General features: G+C 41.7%; 16 protein-coding genes and 1 riboswitch. Of the genes, 8 read left to right on the top strand and 8 right to left on the bottom strand.

Annotation, left to right across the window (positions count from 1 at the left end; all coding sequences use genetic code 11):
* Positions 1-64: 64 nt before the first annotated feature.
* From thiC to kdpF, 7 genes are all read right to left on the bottom strand, one after another.
* Entirely contained in the window at positions 65-1,822 is a 1,758-nt protein-coding gene (gene thiC, locus BUA75_RS07100; protein ID WP_083574170.1) for a phosphomethylpyrimidine synthase ThiC, read from the bottom strand.
* An 84-nt stretch (positions 1,823-1,906) separates the two neighbouring features.
* Positions 1,907-2,014: riboswitch (TPP riboswitch) on the bottom strand.
* A gap of 404 nt (positions 2,015-2,418) precedes the next feature.
* Positions 2,419-2,580 carry a hypothetical protein gene (locus BUA75_RS16080; protein ID WP_207549723.1) on the bottom strand — a complete coding sequence of 54 codons (162 nt, stop codon included), beginning with the start codon at positions 2,578-2,580 and terminating at the stop codon, positions 2,419-2,421.
* Positions 2,581-2,635: 55 nt separating this feature from the next.
* Positions 2,636-4,894: a histidine kinase gene (locus BUA75_RS07095; RefSeq protein WP_072873908.1), complete on the bottom strand. Its 2,259-nt coding sequence runs from the start codon at positions 4,892-4,894 to the stop codon at positions 2,636-2,638.
* A 28-nt stretch (positions 4,895-4,922) separates the two neighbouring features.
* Entirely contained in the window at positions 4,923-5,501 is a 579-nt protein-coding gene (gene kdpC / locus BUA75_RS07090) for a potassium-transporting ATPase subunit KdpC (RefSeq protein WP_072873907.1), read from the bottom strand.
* A 23-nt stretch (positions 5,502-5,524) separates the two neighbouring features.
* Positions 5,525-7,585, bottom strand: a complete 2,061-nt coding sequence (gene kdpB, locus BUA75_RS07085; RefSeq protein WP_072873906.1) for a potassium-transporting ATPase subunit KdpB — start codon at positions 7,583-7,585, stop codon at positions 5,525-5,527.
* Positions 7,586-7,610: 25 nt separating this feature from the next.
* Positions 7,611-9,323: a potassium-transporting ATPase subunit KdpA gene (gene kdpA / locus BUA75_RS07080; protein WP_072873905.1), complete on the bottom strand. Its 1,713-nt coding sequence runs from the start codon at positions 9,321-9,323 to the stop codon at positions 7,611-7,613.
* Between the two features lie 32 nt (positions 9,324-9,355).
* Positions 9,356-9,433, bottom strand: coding sequence for a K(+)-transporting ATPase subunit F (gene kdpF / locus BUA75_RS16525; protein WP_072873950.1), 78 nt, complete (start codon positions 9,431-9,433; stop codon positions 9,356-9,358).
* Between the two features lie 321 nt (positions 9,434-9,754).
* Between kdpF and BUA75_RS07070 the strand changes: the two genes are divergently transcribed.
* Together BUA75_RS07070 and BUA75_RS07065 are read left to right on the top strand one after the other, a co-directional pair.
* On the top strand, positions 9,755-11,389 hold the full coding sequence (locus BUA75_RS07070) for an ATP-binding protein (protein WP_083574158.1): 1,635 nt from the start codon (positions 9,755-9,757) through the stop codon (positions 11,387-11,389).
* Positions 11,386-12,084, top strand: coding sequence for a response regulator (locus BUA75_RS07065; RefSeq protein ID WP_072873904.1), 699 nt, complete (start codon positions 11,386-11,388; stop codon positions 12,082-12,084). Before BUA75_RS07070 ends, BUA75_RS07065 begins: the two co-directional genes overlap by 4 nt.
* A 524-nt stretch (positions 12,085-12,608) precedes the next feature.
* Here BUA75_RS07065 and BUA75_RS07060 read toward each other — a convergent pair.
* A complete protein-coding gene (locus BUA75_RS07060; protein ID WP_072873903.1) occupies positions 12,609-12,800 on the bottom strand; it encodes a hypothetical protein in 192 nt (63 codons plus the stop codon).
* Positions 12,801-13,397: 597 nt separating this feature from the next.
* Here BUA75_RS07060 and BUA75_RS07055 point away from each other — a divergent pair.
* The 6 genes from BUA75_RS07055 (at position 13,398) to BUA75_RS07030 (ending at position 18,558) form a co-directional block, all read left to right on the top strand.
* Entirely contained in the window at positions 13,398-13,673 is a 276-nt protein-coding gene (locus tag BUA75_RS07055; RefSeq protein WP_072873902.1) for an autorepressor SdpR family transcription factor, read from the top strand.
* Complete coding sequence (locus BUA75_RS07050; protein WP_242650267.1) at positions 13,663-14,310, top strand: SdpI family protein; 648 nt, start codon at positions 13,663-13,665, stop codon at positions 14,308-14,310. Before BUA75_RS07055 ends, BUA75_RS07050 begins: the two co-directional genes overlap by 11 nt.
* Positions 14,311-14,366: 56 nt before the next feature.
* Positions 14,367-15,293, top strand: a complete 927-nt coding sequence (locus BUA75_RS07045; protein WP_072873901.1) for an alpha/beta hydrolase family protein — start codon at positions 14,367-14,369, stop codon at positions 15,291-15,293.
* Entirely contained in the window at positions 15,290-15,601 is a 312-nt protein-coding gene (locus BUA75_RS07040) for a hypothetical protein (protein ID WP_072873900.1), read from the top strand. The genes BUA75_RS07045 and BUA75_RS07040 overlap by 4 nt, the downstream gene beginning before the upstream one ends.
* Positions 15,602-15,722: 121 nt before the next feature.
* Positions 15,723-16,949 (top strand): cytochrome P450, encoded by a 1,227-nt coding sequence (locus tag BUA75_RS07035; RefSeq protein WP_072873899.1) that lies wholly within the window; start codon positions 15,723-15,725, stop codon positions 16,947-16,949.
* Between the two features lie 121 nt (positions 16,950-17,070).
* A complete protein-coding gene (locus BUA75_RS07030; protein ID WP_072873898.1) occupies positions 17,071-18,558 on the top strand; it encodes a class I SAM-dependent methyltransferase in 1,488 nt (495 codons plus the stop codon).
* The last annotated feature ends 118 nt before the right edge of the window (positions 18,559-18,676 follow it).

Raw genomic sequence — 18,676 nt, 5'->3', positions numbered from 1 at the left:
GTGTCATCCTTGACAACCTTACAGACATGAACAATAAAGAAAAAGTTCATTGCAAAACATCAATTTAGGCCTGATAAATTTGACTTCCTGATTCACGAAATTCTTTTGCCTTTTCATCCATACCCGCACTTATGGCAGATTCTACACTTAATCCTTTAGCTTGCGCATATTCTCGTATGTCTTGCGTAATTCTCATGCTGCAAAATTTCGGTCCGCACATCGAACAAAAATGGGCAGTTTTAGCGGGTTCAGCAGGCAATGTTTCATCGTGATATGCGATTGCACGCTGTGGATCCAACGAAAGATGGAATTGATCACGCCAACGAAATTCAAAACGCGCTTTCGATAATGCATCATCCCGCTGTTGAGCATGCGGATGACCTTTTGCCAAGTCTGCCGCATGTGCAGCAATTTTATAAGCAATGACACCTTCCTTTACATCATCTTTATTAGGCAATCCCAAGTGTTCTTTGGGAGTTACATAACACAGCATAGCAGTTCCAAACCAACCAATCATGGCTGCTCCAATCGCCGATGTAATATGGTCATATCCAGGCGCGATATCCGTGGTTAGTGGACCGAGTGTATAAAAAGGTGCTTCATGACAAACTTCCATTTGCCGATCAACATTTTCCTTAATTTTGTGCAGAGGGACGTGTCCTGGCCCCTCAATCATAACCTGGACATCGTGTTGCCAAGCTATTTTTGTCAATTCACCAAGTGTTTCAAGCTCGGCAAACTGAGCTTCATCATTCGCATCAGCAATAGAGCCTGGACGCAAACCATCTCCAAGCGAAAATGATACGTCATACGTCTTCATAATTTCGCAAATCTCTTCAAAATGCGTATATAGAAAGTTTTCTTGATGATGCGCCAAACACCAGGCAGCCATAATCGAACCGCCTCGAGAAACTATTCCTGTAACACGTTTGGCGGTCAGTGGTATATATCGCAGCAATACTCCGGCATGGATGGTAAAATAGTCCACACCCTGTTCGGCTTGCTCTATTAACGTATCTCGATAAATTTCCCACGTTAATGCTTCCGCTTCTCCTCCCACTTTTTCGAGAGCTTGGTATATTGGTACTGTCCCTATAGGTACAGGAGAATTACGAATAATCCACTCGCGAGTAGTATGGATATTTTTTCCTGTCGATAAATCCATGACTGTATCAGCACCCCAAAGTGTAGCCCATTTCATCTTATCTACTTCTGCCTCAATTGAAGAGGCTACAGCAGAATTCCCAATATTTGCATTGATTTTTGTGTAAAAGTTGCGACCAATAATCATTGGTTCACTCTCGGGGTGATTGATATTGGAAGGAATAATAGCGCGTCCGGAAGCAACTTCCTGACGAACAAACTCGGGATCTCTTCCTTCACGAATTGCGATAAACTCCATCTCGGGCGTCAATATTCCTTTTCTGGCATAATGCAACTGGGTTACATTGTGACCCTTTTTGGCTCGAAGAGGTTTACGAAGCAATCCAGGAAATATCTCTTGCTGAGAAGAGCCCGAAGATGCTTTTATACCATTATCAATAGGGAGAATTTGGCGCCCTTGATATTCCTCAACATCACCTCTTTCTAAAATCCATGGACGACGAATAGGAGCTAAGCCAGTTCGAATATCGGTATCACTATGAATATCGGTATAGGGTCCACTGGTATCATAAACTCGAATTGGCGAGTTTTCTTGATTTCCAAAACGTCCCGTAGAAGGAGATAACTGAATTTCTCTCATAGGTACTTGCAAATCTGACCGCGTTCCTTGGATATACACTTTTTTACTACAAGGAAAATAATCAATTTTTTCTGTCATCATAAACACTCTCCTTGGATATAAAATTTTGAATATGAAAAAAGACCGCCGGATAGTGTTTGCGGCGGTCTGCACAACCTAAAGGTATAAGTGCAATTGAATTCCTACGCTGGCATTATCCAGATCAGGTTGACGGTCGGTGTCCACAAACACCCTCTCAGCCCGGTTTGCCGAGCTCCCGTTTGCATGCATGAAATTGTAAACTCAACATACCACGGTTTGTGACATTCGACAATCTTTAAAATTGGTGAATGTTTAGAGGTTGGGTTTGAAGCTGCCCTCCTGATTCGATTTCAATCGTGGAAGAAGTGATAAAAATAAATTTTCCTTGACAAGGAGCCTATCTGCTTGTCAGCAACCGTTACAATGCGCCTTCTGTGGTAGTGGAGCATGGCTGAAAGCGCTGGTGTATGGAAGTCATGTTTCTTCGCACGGTAAAGCAAGAACTCGGAATGCTCGGTTGCCATTCACCAAACGAAAACCATATTCACGCTCTCATGACACTTTTATTCACGGCTGAAACGCTAGTTCGGTACATACCCTGGTAACAAAAAAAGCTGGAGAAGAAGATTGCACACGGCCAAGTGATCCGGAATCTAATCTGCATCCGATGTCGTATCCGTCAAGCCGCTCGCCAAAATGAGCAAGACTCGATCGTAATCGTTCTTGACACAACCGTGGAATGTTTTGAAAGACTCATCTGCAAGTTTTGGCCAACTAAACTGGAATTGAGATGGTTTGAAGCTACTGATACCCACATATATGGTTAAATGACGAAAGTTCCTTTTCTCAGGGATAGAATTTGAGCAAAGATTATTTTTTTTCTGGAGTACCTTGTGTATAGGAAACAATATGTAAATCAACGAATTCAGCGTGATCGAGAATGTCATCAATAGGACTTCTTTTCCACCTTGCTAATCCATATTCACGGCGAATGGGTTGCCCCATAACCAATTGAGATACCCCTAATGCTTTGGCAATTTCCACAATAGTTGTGCCTACCTTTTTAGGTAGAGAATGTCGAATCAAAAACGTCGCAGAAAATTGTTCTGCCAGAGATTGAATGTTTTGAAAGTCTGCTTGTTCTTTGTCACTCAAGGTTTCACTCGTTTGAACTACAAGTACATATAATTTAGCTTCCAGCCTATCAGCAACTCTCCAGCCTCGTCGTATTAATTTTTCTGAATGTGAACGATAATTAACGCAAACCAAAATACTTTCCGATTCCATTGCCCTGATTTGATGTCGATCTTGCTTCGCATGTAATTTCTGATCTACATCATCTGCTACTTCTAGTAAAGCTAGTTCACGTAATGCAGCCAAATTAGTAGATTGAAAAAAATGTTGTATAGCCGATTCAATTTTATCTATATGATAAATTCTTCCTTCCATTAATCTTTGTTGCAACGTTTCTGGTGTCACATCAATGAGCTTAATCTCTGTAGCTAATTTCATAAACCAATCAGGAATTCGTTCGCGTACCTTGACACCTGTGATATGTTCAACGCTATCTTTTAGACTTTCTAAATGTTGAATATTAACTGCTGTCACTACATCAATGCCGTGTTCGAGTATATAAAGTATATCCTGATATCTTTTTTTATGAATACTTCCAGGAATGTTTGAATGAGCAAGTTCATCAATTAAAACAATTTCCGGTCTTCTTTTTAATATGGCTTGTACATCTAACTCCGGATATCCTCGCCCCTCATAGCGAATAATTTGCTGAGGAATCACTTCCAAATTGCCGATTTGTTGGCGTGTATCCTCACGACCATGTGTTTCAATTAGTCCTATAACGACATCTTTATTTTTAGCTTTCCAGTCATGAGCATCTTGAAGCATCCGATACGTCTTGCCGACTCCCGGAGCGGCTCCAATATAAATCGTTAGGTTCCCGTATAAATTTCGAGAACGTGCAATTCGGTTACTCGCTGAATAACGCGCCGCTACTTCGCCAGGCGTTAAATCCCGCCATCCAACAATTCTCAAGTCTGTATATCGTAATTTACGAAGCAAATAGCGAACAGGTTGATGCCATTGCCACTGAAGAAGACGTTGTCTTGAGGGAGCCGGTTGCCCCAAAACGATTTGCGTAACCTTGTATCGATCCGCCATTTTTAAAATTACTTCCCCTATGGGACGATCATTTTTGGATTCAACCAACCATTCTGCACCATTTTCTTCGGCTAATTGCCGTATTTTCTCCATTTCTTTTTTTTCTTTGTCAGAAAGTAAATCTTCCGCTGTATCCGCAATTGCCAAGACATAGAAATCCGCCTTTAAGCGAATAGCCATTCTTTGGCCTCTTTGAATCAACAAAATAGCTCTTTGATAATGGCTGACACAAACCATAATGACCTCACGCACGCCAACCGGTCCGGGTATTTTCTGTCGTGAATAGGATTTCTCCAACCGTTCTTCCACATCATCAGCAACAGTTCGAAGTGCAAGTTCACGTAATCCAGATAAATTTTCTTTCTTAAAAAAATGCTGAAGAGCTTGCTGAATTTGATCTTTAGGATAGATACTGCCGTCACGTAAACGCTGTCGCAACGTTTCCGGCGTGACATCTATTAATGACACCTCTTCAGCTCGACGCACAAATGATTCCGGTATCAGTTCTCGCACCTTTATGCCGGTAATTTGTTCTGCTTCCTTATGTATTCCCTCAATATGTTGAACATTGACTGCAGTCAGGACAGAAATTCCGTTATCCAACAAAAATTCAACATCCTGATAACGCTTAGAAAAAATTGAACCTGGCGCATTACTGTGCGCCAGTTCATCAATAATGACAAACTCAGGTCTGCGCCTTAAAATCGCTTGTAAATCTACTTCTTTGTAGATAGATTGCCCTACCTTTATCTGTAGTGGAGGAATCATTTCTAATCCATCCAATTGTCGATAGGTTTCCTCTCTTTGATGTGTCTCAATGAATCCAATGACTACGTCATTTCCTCTTTCAAGTAAGAATTTAGCTTCTCGCAACATGGTGTATGTTTTACCAACCCCTGGAGCGGCTCCAATAAACAATTTAAGCACGCCTTTGCGAGTAACATCTTTTTGCATCCTAACACCTCGTCTTTAACTATGGATTTTACTCTTTTGAGTTTTGTAATTTCTTTTCAATAGCTAAATTTAATTGCATCACATTGAGCATAGGCACCCCCCAAATACCGAATGTTGGATGGATGGTATCCTTTTTTATCAATTGTTCTAACCAGTTCTTCGAAAGGCCAGTAACTTGAGCGATCCGGCTAATTTGTAGTTGCGCATCTCGTAACGTAATATCCGGATCCAGGCCCGATGCTGAAGATTCCACCATACTTGTGGGTATCTCTTGAATAGGTATATTGGGATTTTGTTTCTCTATTTTTTGGATATTTTGTTGAATTTCTTTAAGTAATGCTGGATTCGTTGGACCCAAATTAGAACCTCCAGAGCCATCTGCATTATATTGCACTGCTGAAGGGCGAGGTTGAAACAGTCCTGGTTGATTTACTGCTTGTGCAATAAGCATAGAACCTACTTTATGATGATGGAATGTGACTAAACTTCCATTAGCTTGCCATGGAAAAAACCATTGCCCAATACCTAATACTGCTAAGGGATAGAAAATTCCTAAAATCACAGCAAACACTATCGTGAAGCGAATAGAACGAATAATATTGACCATCCTGGCACCCCTTTCTCGTCTTTTTAGGAAAACCAACCCGTTGCTGTCAATATCACATCAATGAGCTTAATGCCCGCAAAAGGAACTATGACCCCACCCACTCCAAAAATGAGTAGATTACGAATCAACATCTGGGTAGCACTCATTGGGCGATACTTAACACCACGCATTGCAATTGGAATCAAAGCTGGTATCACCAACGCATTAAAGATAAGCGCAGAAAGAATAGCGCTTCTTGGACTAGAAAGGTGCATAATATTCAAAACTTGTAGTGAGGGAATCATCGTTACAAACATGGCAGGTATGATGGCAAAATATTTCGCTACATCATTAGCAATGGAGAAAGTGGTCAAAGCTCCACGCGTTATCAATAACTGTTTACCAATGGAAACTACTTCAATCAGCTTGGTCGGATCAGAGTCGAGATCGACCATATTTCCTGCCTCTTTAGCAGCTGCCGTACCAGTATTCATAGCTAGGCCCACATCCGCCTGAGCCAAGGCGGGCGCATCATTCGTACCATCACCAGACATAGCCACCAATTTTCCCTGTTCTTGTTCTCGCTGGATTAACTGCATCTTATCCTCAGGCTTAGCTTCTGCTATAAAATCATCTACTCCAGCTTCTTTAGCAATGGTTGCGGCTGTCAACGGATTATCTCCCGTACACATAACTGTTTTAATCCCCATTTTGCGCAGCTCAGCAAATCGTTCGCGCATTCCCGGCTTAACAATATCTTTCAGATAAATCAAACCGTAAATTTCTTTATTCACCATGACTGCCAAAGGCGTACCGCCATCTTTGGCAATCAGTTCAGTGTAGTGATCCAAGTCTTCCGGGATTTCCCCGCCCTGTTCTTGAACATATCGTTTGATGGCATCTACTGCCCCTTTACGGATAATGAAGCCATTCTTAAGATTTAATCCGCTCATTCGTGTGTCCGCACTAAATTCAACATTCTCCGCATCAACATAATCCTCGCGACGCAATTGAATATCCATAGTTTGACCAAGCTCAACCACAGAACGACCTTCGGGCGTTTCATCAAACAAAGAAGATAGGACTGCTTGCTCGGCTAATTCCTTTTCTTCATGACCACCAACAGGAATAAACTCTGAAGCCAATCGATTACCTATTGTAATTGTTCCGGTTTTATCCAAAATCAACGTATTGACATCTCCGGCAGCTTCCACCGCTTTACCAGATTTGGCAATAACGTTAAAGCGAATCACGCGATCCATACCAGCAATGCCAATAGCCGAGAGCAAAGCTCCTATGGTTGTGGGAATTAGGCAAACCAACAGAGCAATGAGCGTGGCAATGTTTAAGCTTTTCCCCAAATAATCAGCTACAGGGGGCAGACAAACAATAACAATGAGAAAAATGAGTGTTAACCCTGCCAACAACACAGATAACGCTAACTCGTTGGGAGTTTTTTGACGAGTTGCTCCTTCCACGAGTCCAATCATCTTATCCAAAAACGATTCTCCAGGATTGACAGTTATACGTATCAAAAACTCATCCGACAATAATTTAGTTCCACCTGTGACAGAACTAAAATCTCCACCAGCGCCACGTATCACTGGAGCAGACTCACCTGTAATGGCGGACTCATCAACACTCCCAATACCTTCCAAAACTTCGCCATCGGCAGGGATAATCTCATTCGCTACAACTTTGACAATATCACCCTTTTTTAAACTACTGGCAGGGACTTGAGCAAATGTGCCATCTGGCTGCTGCAGGCGGGCTATAAGCTCTGTTTTGGTTTTACGCAGTGTCTCCGCTTGCGCCTTCCCTCTTCCTTCAGCAATTGCTTCCGCAAAATTACCGAATAGAATTGTAAAAAACAAAATTATTGTGACTGCCAAATTATATCCACGAGCTGATGCCACATGTCCCAAAGAAACTTTGGAAGAAAAGGCCCAAGGGTCTATAGTCAGCCAAAACGTAATCAACATGCCGATCTCGACTACAAACATGACAGGATTGCGAAATAATATTTTCGGATGGAATTTTTTGAAGGACTCCAGAAATGAACTTTTTAAAATTTCTGCTGAAAGCGTACCCTTTGTCACTGACATTCTATAACCCTCCTTCTGCTCATTTTTAGTGGACGATATGAGAAACCGTATGCATCATCTGTAACTGTTCGCCAATGGGTCCAATGGCTAAGAAGGGGAAAAATGTCAAAGCTCCAACAATTACAAATACTGCCACAAAGACACCTCCGAATGAAAAAGTGTCTGTTCTCAACGTACCTTCCGAAGCAGGGATAATAGGTTTAAGAATCATTGACCCAGCAATAGCAAACATCGCCAAAATGGATATATAACGTCCAAGCAACATGACGACTCCAAGCACCAGATTATAGAATTCCGTATTTCCGTTTAGCCCTGCAAAAGCCGATCCATTATTGGCTGCTGCCGAAGTGAATGCGTATAAGACTTCTGTAAATCCATGCAATCCTGGATTTAAAATAGACGCTCTGCCAACTTGGGTAGCTATAGCAATCGCTGTTGGAACAAGTATGACAAAGGGATGAACCAACATAGCGACTGTAGCCAATTTGACTTCCCGAGCTTCAATTTTCTTTCCAAAAATTTCTGGGGTTCGACCCACCATCAGTCCAGAAAGAAATACTGTAATGATTAAAAACATCAAAATATTTAAAAGACCTACTCCTTTACCGCCAAAAATGACGTTAAACATCATGAATAATAGGGGTACAAGTCCGCTGATGGGCATTAAACTGTCATGCATAGCGTTTACGGCACCCGTAGTATACGCGGTGGTTGCAGCTGTAAATAGACTGGTCAAAGGAATACCAAAGCGAACTTCTTTACCCTCCATATTGGGACCATGAATGCCAAACGCTTGATGAACTAAAGGATTACCAGCCGCTTCATTCCCATAAATAATAAAAGTACCTAACATCAGAATGGCTGTTAAAAAAACATAAAGGACTATAGCCTGCTTACGGTTTTTGAGAAATAGGCCAAGCGTCCATATCAAACCTGTTGCAGTAACTCCCATTGCCAAAATTTCCAGAACACACGTTAATGCTGTTGGATCTTCAAATGGATGAGCGGAATTGGCATTAAAAAAACCTCCTCCATTGGTCCCTAGCTGTTTAATGGCTTCCAAACTCGCCACGGGTCCTCTAGCAATTACCTGAACATCTCCCGATAATGTGTGTACAATAGCGGCCCCTTGTAAAGTTTCCGGAACGCCGAGAGCGACTAAAACGCAGGCCAGTAGAAAAGACATCGGTAGGAGCAACCGGGTATGAGCGCGAATAATATCCACCCAAAAATTACCTAAATTATCCGTTTTACTGCGAACGATTGCCCGAACAAATGCTATTGCCGCTACTAAGCCTGTAGCTGCTGAAGTGAACTGTAAAAAAGTAATACCTAGCATTTGTCCTAGGTAGGACATGGACGTCTCACCAGCATAATTTTGCCAGTTTGTATTGGTGATAAAACTGGCTGCTGTATTAAAAGCGAGAGCAGGAGACATTCCTGGAATTTTGTCTGGATTAAGAGGTAATCGACCTTGTAAGCGAAAAATAAGATAGGCAAACAACAGCATGACAAAATTCACCAACATTAAGGCACGGAGATATGCTTTCCAATCCATTGACACAGATGAATCAACGCCAATCAATCGATATAAGAACCGTTCCACTGGCATAAAAAGACGATCCATTCGACTGTGTTGTAAGGAAAAAATAGTATAGATATATCGACCTAACGGTATTCCAAATAAAAACATCAAAATCAGCACCAGTAAAATTTGTAGTATTCCTTCTACAGTCATTCCGTTCACCTCCTAAAGCCCTCTTTAACCTTTCAAAATTTTTCCGGGTGAAAAATAACGTATGTTAAATACCCCATAAGCAAAATGGCTAACGATAGCAGAAACCACATATTCGCAACTCCTTTGCTCTATGTCCTGTCAAACCAACGATAAACCAAAATAAAAAACGCAAAAATGGCACAAAACAATAAAATGGAAATTAAATCCCCCATTTCCGACCACCCTTCTAAAGCGTTTTTGCATCATTCCACTTTTTCACTCAATCTGTCGTTCGATTACAGACCTGAGTTTACATGGCTTCTTCATCAATTTGGATGATAAATTTAGCTGTTAGACATAAAAAAAACGTAAAAATCGACTCTTTAAGATTCATTAGAGATATAACTAGAGAGGAAATTGTGGAACGATAAAAATTCGAGAGGGAAAGACGAATGAAAAGTTTCTCTCCTAAGTGGCAGATTTTAGACTCTACTCATAAAGGCAATCGAAAAAGTTATATAGCATTTATCAAAAAAATCCCGATCATCCGTTATCTAATCAGCAATAAAAATCGCTTGACAGCCTATACAGTTACGATTGGAATGAACGGGGTACTCACTTTACTTTTGTTTATCATCGGATTTACGTACGATCGCGTTAACATTGCCATGCTTTACCTTTTACCCGTTCTTATAGCATCGGTAACCTACGGACTGGGTCCTGGCATTCTGTCAGCATGCTTAGGCCTACTACTGTTTGATTTCTTTTTTATCCCTCCAATTTTCAGTTATTCAGTAAGTGATTTACGCTTTCTAGTATCTTTTGCAGTTTTTTTAACTGTTGCCATACTCACGGCTAGTTTAGCTTCACAGATGCGCAGACGTGCTGAAGAGGCCAAAAGACGAGAGGCAATCGCCAATACTTTATACTCATTAAGTCGTCAATTGGCAGCGAACAGTCAAATCGAGGCTATCATCAACCTCATTCTACAGTTTGTAGAAAATGCTTTTGATACTCAGGCCATGATTGCTTTATCTCAAGAAAAAGAGTTCAAATATTATTTTTCTACGACACATGACCAACAGGTCATGGCCAAAACCGACCAGTATATTCTAAAATGGGTATTTCGTCATGGACAAACAGCTGGTCTCGGCTCAAAAACTTACCAATCTGCTGCTCTTTTATACATCCCCCTTAAAGCGGATGAAAATAATTATGGTGTACTCTGTATCGGTGAACCGGGAAATTATACCATTTCAACTCATCGCGATCACATTGAGATTTTACACGCCATTGCTGGATTGGCCGCCATCTCTCTTGCACGTATTCACTATGAAGAGCAAGCCCAATTAGCTCATTTAGCTGCAGAGTCGGAACGTCTGCGGACAGCGCTTATCAACTCTATTTCACATGAGTTAAAAACTCCTCTGACCACCATTATTGGTGCATCAGGCGGCTTAATCGACTCATTTGACAAGCTGTCTATTGAAGATAGTTTGGAGCTGATATCTACTATTCGTGAAGGCGCCATGCGCATGAATCGTCTGGTCTCTAACTTAATCGGCATGATGAGAATTGAAAGCGGTATGATGCAGCTTAAACGAAGAGAAACGGATATCTTAGATATATTGGGAGTTGCCTTAGCGGATTTGAAAGAAATTCTTCAAACTCATCCCGTCCATATCTCAACAGATGGCGATATTCCCGAAATGTATCTTGACGAATTGTTATTGGAACAAGTATTAGTCAACATTATCAGCAATGCTGCAAAGTATTCTGAACAAGATTCGCCTATTGATATTTCGATTCAAAAGGATGTTCAACATTTACATATAGAAGTGCGCGATTATGGTATAGGCATACCTGATGATGAAAAGCACTTGATTTTTAATAAATTTTATCGGGCTAGTAATACAACACATATTTCGGGAACAGGCCTTGGATTAGCAATCTGTCATTCTGTGATTGAAGCCCACGGTGGAAAGATTCGTGCTGAAAATGCATTTCCTCGTGGAACGCGTATAATAGTGCAACTGCCCATTCAATCTGTTCATTCCCAAAAAATTCGCAAGGATGATAAAAATTGAACCAGACTGGTGCTAAAATTTTAATCATTGATGATGAACCTGCTATCCAAAAACTATTGCGACTCACGTTAAAAGCCCACGGCTATCAAATTATAGAAGCTTCTAGTGGTGAAAAGGGCATGATGAATGCAGGCATGAATCGCCTAGATCTTATTATCCTTGATTTAGGGTTACCAGATATGTCAGGGCTTGAAGTATTAAAAAATCTACGTGAATGGACGCAGGTTCCGATTATTGTATTAACTGTTCAGGAAGATGAAAGAGATAAGGTAACTGCCCTCGATCTGGGTGCAGATGATTACATGGTTAAACCTTTCGGCATGAATGAGTTACTTGCTAGAATCCGTGTTGCTCTGCGCCATGCAAGTCAAACAGTCGATGAACCTGTAATTGAGTTGAAAGGGATTCGCATTGACTTTGTGCAAAGAAAAGTGGAACTGCATGGAAAAACTATAAAACTTACACCCATTGAGTACGATTTACTCAAAATTTTAATGCAAAATGCCGGTAAAGTAGTGACCCACAAGCAACTTTTAACACAAATATGGGGAAATGTTGACTACAATAATTCAACCCATTACTTACGAGTTTATATCGGTCATTTGCGAAAAAAAATAGAGACCGATTCTACTCAGCCTCTCTACATTGTCACAGAACCAGGAATTGGTTATCGTTTTGTAGCAGAACAAGACTAGTGTACAAGTTAATTTCTCTAGACAAAGCTCCCGTTGAAAATCAATTTCTACTTTTTGGAGTCCATATTTATCATCACTAGCATGAGTTATTTGCCACTTTTGAGATTATAACGAAGTTAAGAATCTCTCTATGTTCTTTCGTTTTCTCACCCATTCTCGCTCATTCGCAGTTTTTCATGTTTGACATGATGGACAGATGACACAGATGGAGCGGGAAGATTCGTTGGATTTGCCATGTGGGTGTGCGGAAACAAGGGGTAAGCCCATGATTCCCAAATATGGTTTACCATTGGATGTCTACATACACCTTTACGGCTTACCCTCTCATGTCTCTCAGGGTCTCTTCTGATCCCTTGTCATTCCATCGTTCTGCCTGTCAAAGGGTGGATGCCGTATTCTGCTGACCGCTAATGCATTAAAGCTCGCAAACCATCGCTCTATATTAATGTATTAGCGGATTCAAGTCCTCCGAAGACATTCGCTCCTGTCGCCACACCCAAGAACGACTCGAATTATTGTTAGGGTCAATCCTTTTCAAACCCATAGTCCCGCTCAACTTTAGTCACTCTGGTTTTGTATCTTAAATACCATTGAGACTTCCCCGGTCTTTGGGCGATCAAATGCCGTTTATTCTCTTTCCAGTTTTGAATAGAATCATCAGATGTGAAAATCACTGCGAAATAAGGTGGTTTTGGTGTTTGAGCGATTTCACTCACGATGACACCCCCATAAGAAATTTGTTCAGCTTTTCTGCCGAATAGTCAAATTATGAACCGATCAGAGGCTTAAGGGTGATGGCAAGTTCACGTGTCACCTGGGAAGCTGGATTCCCATCCTCTAAAAGCAATTTGACGGTATTGGGCTTAAAGTCGTTATCGTAATGCTTCGCCTTTATAGACACCTCGCATCGATTTACTTATTTTCACATTCTCAATTCGTTGTATCCACACTTTCAACCTAGCACCACAATTGATCATTCTAAATCTTTATTTTGATTTGTATTTTGATCGATTGATAAAAAAATCAACGGACGATTGTCCAAATATTAGTGACTCAAGTTTCGCATCCTTAGTCAACCAGCATTTCCTTAATTGCGCTGAGACTTATCCTGCTCTTCATAGATTTTCGTGACAGAGTCAGGAGACTTCCACTTTCAAATTTCCATGAAACACGTGACTACTCCTCAGGATACATGCACGCCCTTAAGACTCTAAGGGTTTACGTCTATTGTTTTATTAGCCATATAGCTATATACTGAAACAAAAAAGTTGCTGCTAGATAAGCATGGAAGGTCCGGGAAGAGATGAAACCCCATGAATGAACGTGTGTTTAAAGCCATGTCGGACGGCACACGCAGGAAAATTATCGAATTATTGAAGGAAGGTCCGAAAACGGCTGGTGAAATTGCCAATCACTTCTCGCACGCTCAGCCGACCATTAGTCGTCACCTGAATGTACTCAAGAATGCGAATTTGGTCGTCGATCAGCGCGAGGGAACCTATATCATTTACAGGCTCAACACAACTATTTTACAAGAATGGCTGGCATGGCTTCTTGAACATTTTGGGGGTGGCGATAATGCTGAATAAGAAGAGTGCAATGCCTTGGTGGGGTTGGCTGTCCTGGGCTGTCGCCATCGTGCTCGGTGGTCTTGCGTACTTTCATCTCCCCTCCCAGGTTCCAAGCCATGTTCATGCGGGAAAGCCGACGCTTTACATTTCCCGTCTTCTTGCTGTGATGAACAAACCGTTCATGATACTCGCCATTATCCTTCTGTGGCATGTATTGTGGCGGATTGATCCGAGGAAAAAGAACTACGAATCGTTCTGGGGGACGTATCGATATATCGGTGGCGTGATCGTCGTATGTGTAGGTTTGATTTATCTCACGGTATTGGGACACCTTTTGCACATTGGCACCATGCGTTTTGCTCTGACCGCATACGGTCTGATGTTCATGTTGATTGCAAATGTCTTGCCACGACTCCGACCGAATTGGTGGATTGGTGTTCGCACGCCTTGGACGTTGTCCAGTGAGGAAACTTGGAATCGTACGCATCGTTTGAGCGGACAATTGGGCATTCCGATGGGAATTCTCATCGTGATTCTTGCTTGGGTCTTGCCGATAAACCGATTCACAACAGTGGCTGTCGTCATACCCGTTCTCTTATGGGCGCTGATTACCGTTGTGGCTTCGTATGTTTACGCCCGACAAGAGCGGCACTGAAGATATGTTAAAGGGCAGGCGCCCTACTGAGTCTGTTTCCCAGGGGGGTAAGGGCAATGGCTGATGAAAGCGTTGTTATCGGTGCAAAAACCACCCATCCGCTCCATGGCATGTTATCCATTCCCGATGAGACGAATGGGTTATGTCCAGCAGTCGTATTGGTTCATGGGTCTGGTCCGAGCAATATGGATGAGAAGGTCGGGAACAATTCCCCTTTTCGAGACCTCGCAGAAGGTCTGTCGGCAAAAGGGATTGCGGTTTTACGCTACGACAAGAGAACCTTCGTTTACGGCAAACAAATGAAAGATGACGTTGGCATCTCCGTGAGGGAAGAAACCATCGAAGATGCCATCCTGGCGGCTGAATTCTTACGCAACGACACGAGGATCAATCCGAACAAAGTGTTTATGATTGGTCACAGTTTAGGCGGAATGCTGGCACCTCGAATCGATGCAGAAGGTGGACAGTTCGCGGGAATCATCATCATGGCTGGTTCTCCGCGCAAATTGGAAGAAATCTTGATGGATCAAAACAACGATGTCCTGAACTCTTTAAACAGGTTTTTGAAAGTGATTGCAAAGAGACAGATCTCCGCACTGTCCGCCAAGTTTGGCAACATCTATAACCTCAGCGACGAAGAAGCGAAATCGACCAAGCTGTTAGGCAAATATACCAGGGCGTACTACTTCAAAGAAATGGGAGAACATCCGTCCACTGATTATCTCAAGACATTAGACAAACCCGTCTTGATTTTGCAGGGCGATAAGGATTTCCATCTATCCGTCGAAAAGGACTTTGGTGGTTATCAAGACCTGCTCGGCGATAAGCCAAATGTCACATTCAAACTCTACCCAAACCTGAATCATCTGTTTATGCCTGCTGTATATGGAGAGATTCGCAAAGCGAAAAAGGAGTATCGGGTGGCACAACATGTAGATCAACAAGTTATTGAGGACATTGCGAACTGGATTCTTTCCGTTTGAGACATATCATCAATGTCATCACTCGTAAAACTCGTCATTATGTTGGTTTAGACGTTTCAAAGAACTTTATCGCAGTGGCCATTGCAGATGAAGAGCGAGATCATCCGAGACATCATGAACAAGCTTATTTAATGATTGGACAGGAGATGCTTGAGGAGCAGCAGATTCTTCACAACTTAAACTACTGCACATCGTTACAAGAATTGCAAGAGAAGAAGCGGCCTATGCGTAATTCAATTTTCTTTTCACAACAATACTCTTTTTCTATTATTTTTAAACCCACCAACTTTTACACGTCATCATTTTGACGTCAATTATGGAATTTTTCGTAATTTAATATAGATTCATCCCTTCTAATAAAGAAACTGATTGCGTATAGCGGTAAAATATACGTTGACGTACGCCAAGAAAGCAAAGGAGTAATGAAGGATGGATACCAAAATAGATTTAAGCACTCCGGCTGTGGGTGGTTTTTTACGTTCCGCTTCTCGCTCCAAAGAAGAACGTCTCAATCCTTTTCCCTGGTATCGCAAACAACTTGAGAAGGGCGCAGTGTTAGCAGACGATTCATACGGGGGTTGGCACATATTCGGATATACCGAAGCGCAAACAGCGCTTCGAAATCATACACACTTCTCATCTGAACGATTCCGAAATTCAGGAAATATGACAAATCCTCGCCCCAGCATTCTAAATCTAGATCCTCCTCGCCACACTCAGCTTCGTAGTCTGGTCAATACTGCATTCACACCCAAAGCCATCCGTCATTGGTCAACACGTATTCAAGAAATTGTCGACGAACTGCTCAACTCCATATCTATCAACAACGAAACAGGAGAGACAATCGACCTTGTATCCACGCTCGCCTATCCTTTACCTGTAATCGTGATCGCTGAAATGATGGGTATTCCTGCAAAAGACCGTGAAAAATTTAAACGTTGGTCAGACGTTTTGGTGGAAGGACCTTCTAGTCTCACGCCGGAAATCATCATGGATTTAATGCAGAGAAAACAGGTTGCTCGTGAAGAAATGCGACATTATTTTTATGATGTTTTGACTAAATCTCAACATCCTGAACACAGTTTGATTGCCATACTTTTAGAAGCTAATTTAGAAAGAGAAAAACTAACCGCTGAAGAACTGATTAGTTTTTGTATTTTACTTTTAGCCGCTGGCAACGAAACAACCACAAATTTGATAACAAATTTTTGGAGGTGTATGTTGCAATATCCGCAAGCACTGGAAGATTTACAACATGATCATAGCCTCGTCCCTTCCGCAATCGAAGAAACGCTCCGCTATTACTCGCCAGTCCAAGCCACGAGCCGCATCGTCACAGAAGATATCGAATTTTACGGGGTAGAAATGAAATCGGGCGATCACGTTACGATTTGGCTTGCCGCCGCCAATCGAGACTCAAGTATCTTTACAAATCCCGATACGTTTGATATTTACCGTTCGCCGAATCATCACTTAGCGTTTGGACATGGCATTCATTTTTGTTTAGGCGCGCCTCTCGCCAGATTAGAAGCAGAAATTGCCATTCATACCATGCTGCAACGATTTTCTTCGTTTCAAGCTGTGCCAGCAGAATGGGAGCCTATTATTAGTGGGTTTGTTTTTGGTCTATATTCGTATCCAATGAAAATTCGCTGAATGGGTAATGGCAACCCAGCAAAATAACTGATTTATTTCAATTTTCTCGAATCTATACCTATCTCTTCCAAACGTGATAAAATTACTAAAATAGGATAGGACGTGAGGAAGGAGAAACCATATGCCTGACATTACTGATGAATTGCCCAGACTCGCGCCAATTATGCAAAACTTACTGAAAGAAAATGTATTAGTAGGGCCAACACTTACTAATGTAGCCGTGATGGAAATTACCCAAGAATATCAAAACCTGATTAACCAAGAGGCGCAAAAACTGGTTCACACATATTGGACGACAGAATTATTTTCTCACCCATTCATCCAACCATATTTTCAAAAGGTAGTCGCCACCAATGCTATGATTGACGCGATTACCAGCACCGCAGCATTTTATGCGCATTTGCGCTTAGGTCAAGAAGGTCTGGATGAAAGCATGATCTTCGTTGCCTCAAAGTTATTGGAAACAAGTATGCAACGCTATACTCCGAAAAATATATTCTGGTTGGCGTTTATTGTAAATGCCTATGATGATTACCAGGCTATACAATATTACCAGCCCATGTTAGCCACTGATTTTGTCAGCGGATCCTTTCATCGTCCCTGGTCAATTTATCGCTTAGAAGAAGAATTTAAGTTGATTCTCGACTATGGTGCAGCTGAATGGGTGACCCATACATCAGACATGTCCATTCGTTTGACGCAACGTGGAGAAAAGCATCTCTATAAATTTCGACAGTTTTTGGAAGCTACTGGATTTCTAGAAAAACGTGCACAACTGAACCGATTTGCCGGTTTTGGTCAAATGCAAGATTATGATGACGTTATGAATACCCTCACTAACACTCAAGAACTACGCTCTCTCGTGCTTACAAACGCTAAGTTGAAACCAGGTATGCATGTCCTAGAACTTGGCTGCGGCACTGGTGCACTGACACTAGAAGGAGGACTGGTGAATCAGGTTGGTTCACACGGCCTAGTCACTGCCATCGATCCTTCTGTTGGAATGTTAAATCGTTCCTTGCAAAAACTGAAAAGTTACCCTGAGTCTTCGGTCAAGTTTGTGCAAGCAACAGCCGAGGAGCTTCCATTTGAAAACAATACATTTGACGCGGCGATAGGGTGTCTATTTTTACATTTCACGAATATTCAAGTAACATTGAAAGAGATACACCGAGTCTGCAAGCCAGGTGCATGGTTTACCACCGTCTATGGACTTCAATTTCCACAGACAGAACCTTTTATGACAGAATGGCTGACACCTATTTATGAGAATAACGAAACTTTAAGAAATTCGACAACCGATCAACTGCCCTCAGAAGACACTGTTCGTGAAATCATCGATACTCTAGACGAAACATACGATCAAGTACAAATTTATCCAGTCGAAATGATTGGAAATACATTTCATATCGACAAAACTATTGAATTTTGGTTTCGCGCTGCACACATTTTTGAACCTTTTATGCGCAACTTACCTTGGAAAGCTCAACAAGACTTAATTGAGAACCTAACGAATCGAGGTTACCAAATTCAGAATAAATATGGTAAAGAGGGTATGATTCAACACCATCCCGGACAGTTTTTGCAAGCACGCGTTATCAAAGTCTAACCTTGAAGGACGGTGTAACGTGGAACAATTCTACTGCATTTACTGCCAGGATCTTTGCAAAATCAAACAAAGTGCTCGTGTATTCCAAACTGGGTTTATTCGTGTCAATCAACAAGAC

It is taken from the genome of Alicyclobacillus tolerans, assembly GCF_900142255.1.
Classification (GTDB): Bacteria; Bacillota; Bacilli; order Alicyclobacillales; family Alicyclobacillaceae; genus Alicyclobacillus_I; species Alicyclobacillus_I tolerans.
The sequence above is the reverse complement of the archived record's forward strand: the minus strand, read 5'-3'. Positions and strand labels throughout refer to the sequence as shown.

Coding starts and splice junctions, on each gene's coding strand:
- BUA75_RS07035 (WP_072873899.1), top strand. CDS start 15,723: ATGGATACCAAAATAGATTTAAGCACTCCGGCTGTGGGTGGTTTTTTA.
- kdpC (WP_072873907.1), bottom strand. CDS start 5,501: ATGGTCAATATTATTCGTTCTATTCGCTTCACGATAGTGTTTGCTGTG.
- kdpA (WP_072873905.1), bottom strand. CDS start 9,323: ATGACTGTAGAAGGAATACTACAAATTTTACTGGTGCTGATTTTGATG.
- BUA75_RS07030 (WP_072873898.1), top strand. CDS start 17,071: ATGCCTGACATTACTGATGAATTGCCCAGACTCGCGCCAATTATGCAA.
- BUA75_RS07095 (WP_072873908.1), bottom strand. CDS start 4,894: ATGCAAAAAGATGTTACTCGCAAAGGCGTGCTTAAATTGTTTATTGGA.
- BUA75_RS07050 (WP_242650267.1), top strand. CDS start 13,663: ATGCTGAATAAGAAGAGTGCAATGCCTTGGTGGGGTTGGCTGTCCTGG.
- BUA75_RS07070 (WP_083574158.1), top strand. CDS start 9,755: ATGAAAAGTTTCTCTCCTAAGTGGCAGATTTTAGACTCTACTCATAAA.
- BUA75_RS07045 (WP_072873901.1), top strand. CDS start 14,367: ATGGCTGATGAAAGCGTTGTTATCGGTGCAAAAACCACCCATCCGCTC.
- kdpB (WP_072873906.1), bottom strand. CDS start 7,585: ATGTCAGTGACAAAGGGTACGCTTTCAGCAGAAATTTTAAAAAGTTCA.
- BUA75_RS07055 (WP_072873902.1), top strand. CDS start 13,398: ATGAATGAACGTGTGTTTAAAGCCATGTCGGACGGCACACGCAGGAAA.
- thiC (WP_083574170.1), bottom strand. CDS start 1,822: ATGACAGAAAAAATTGATTATTTTCCTTGTAGTAAAAAAGTGTATATC.
- kdpF (WP_072873950.1), bottom strand. CDS start 9,433: ATGTGGTTTCTGCTATCGTTAGCCATTTTGCTTATGGGGTATTTAACA.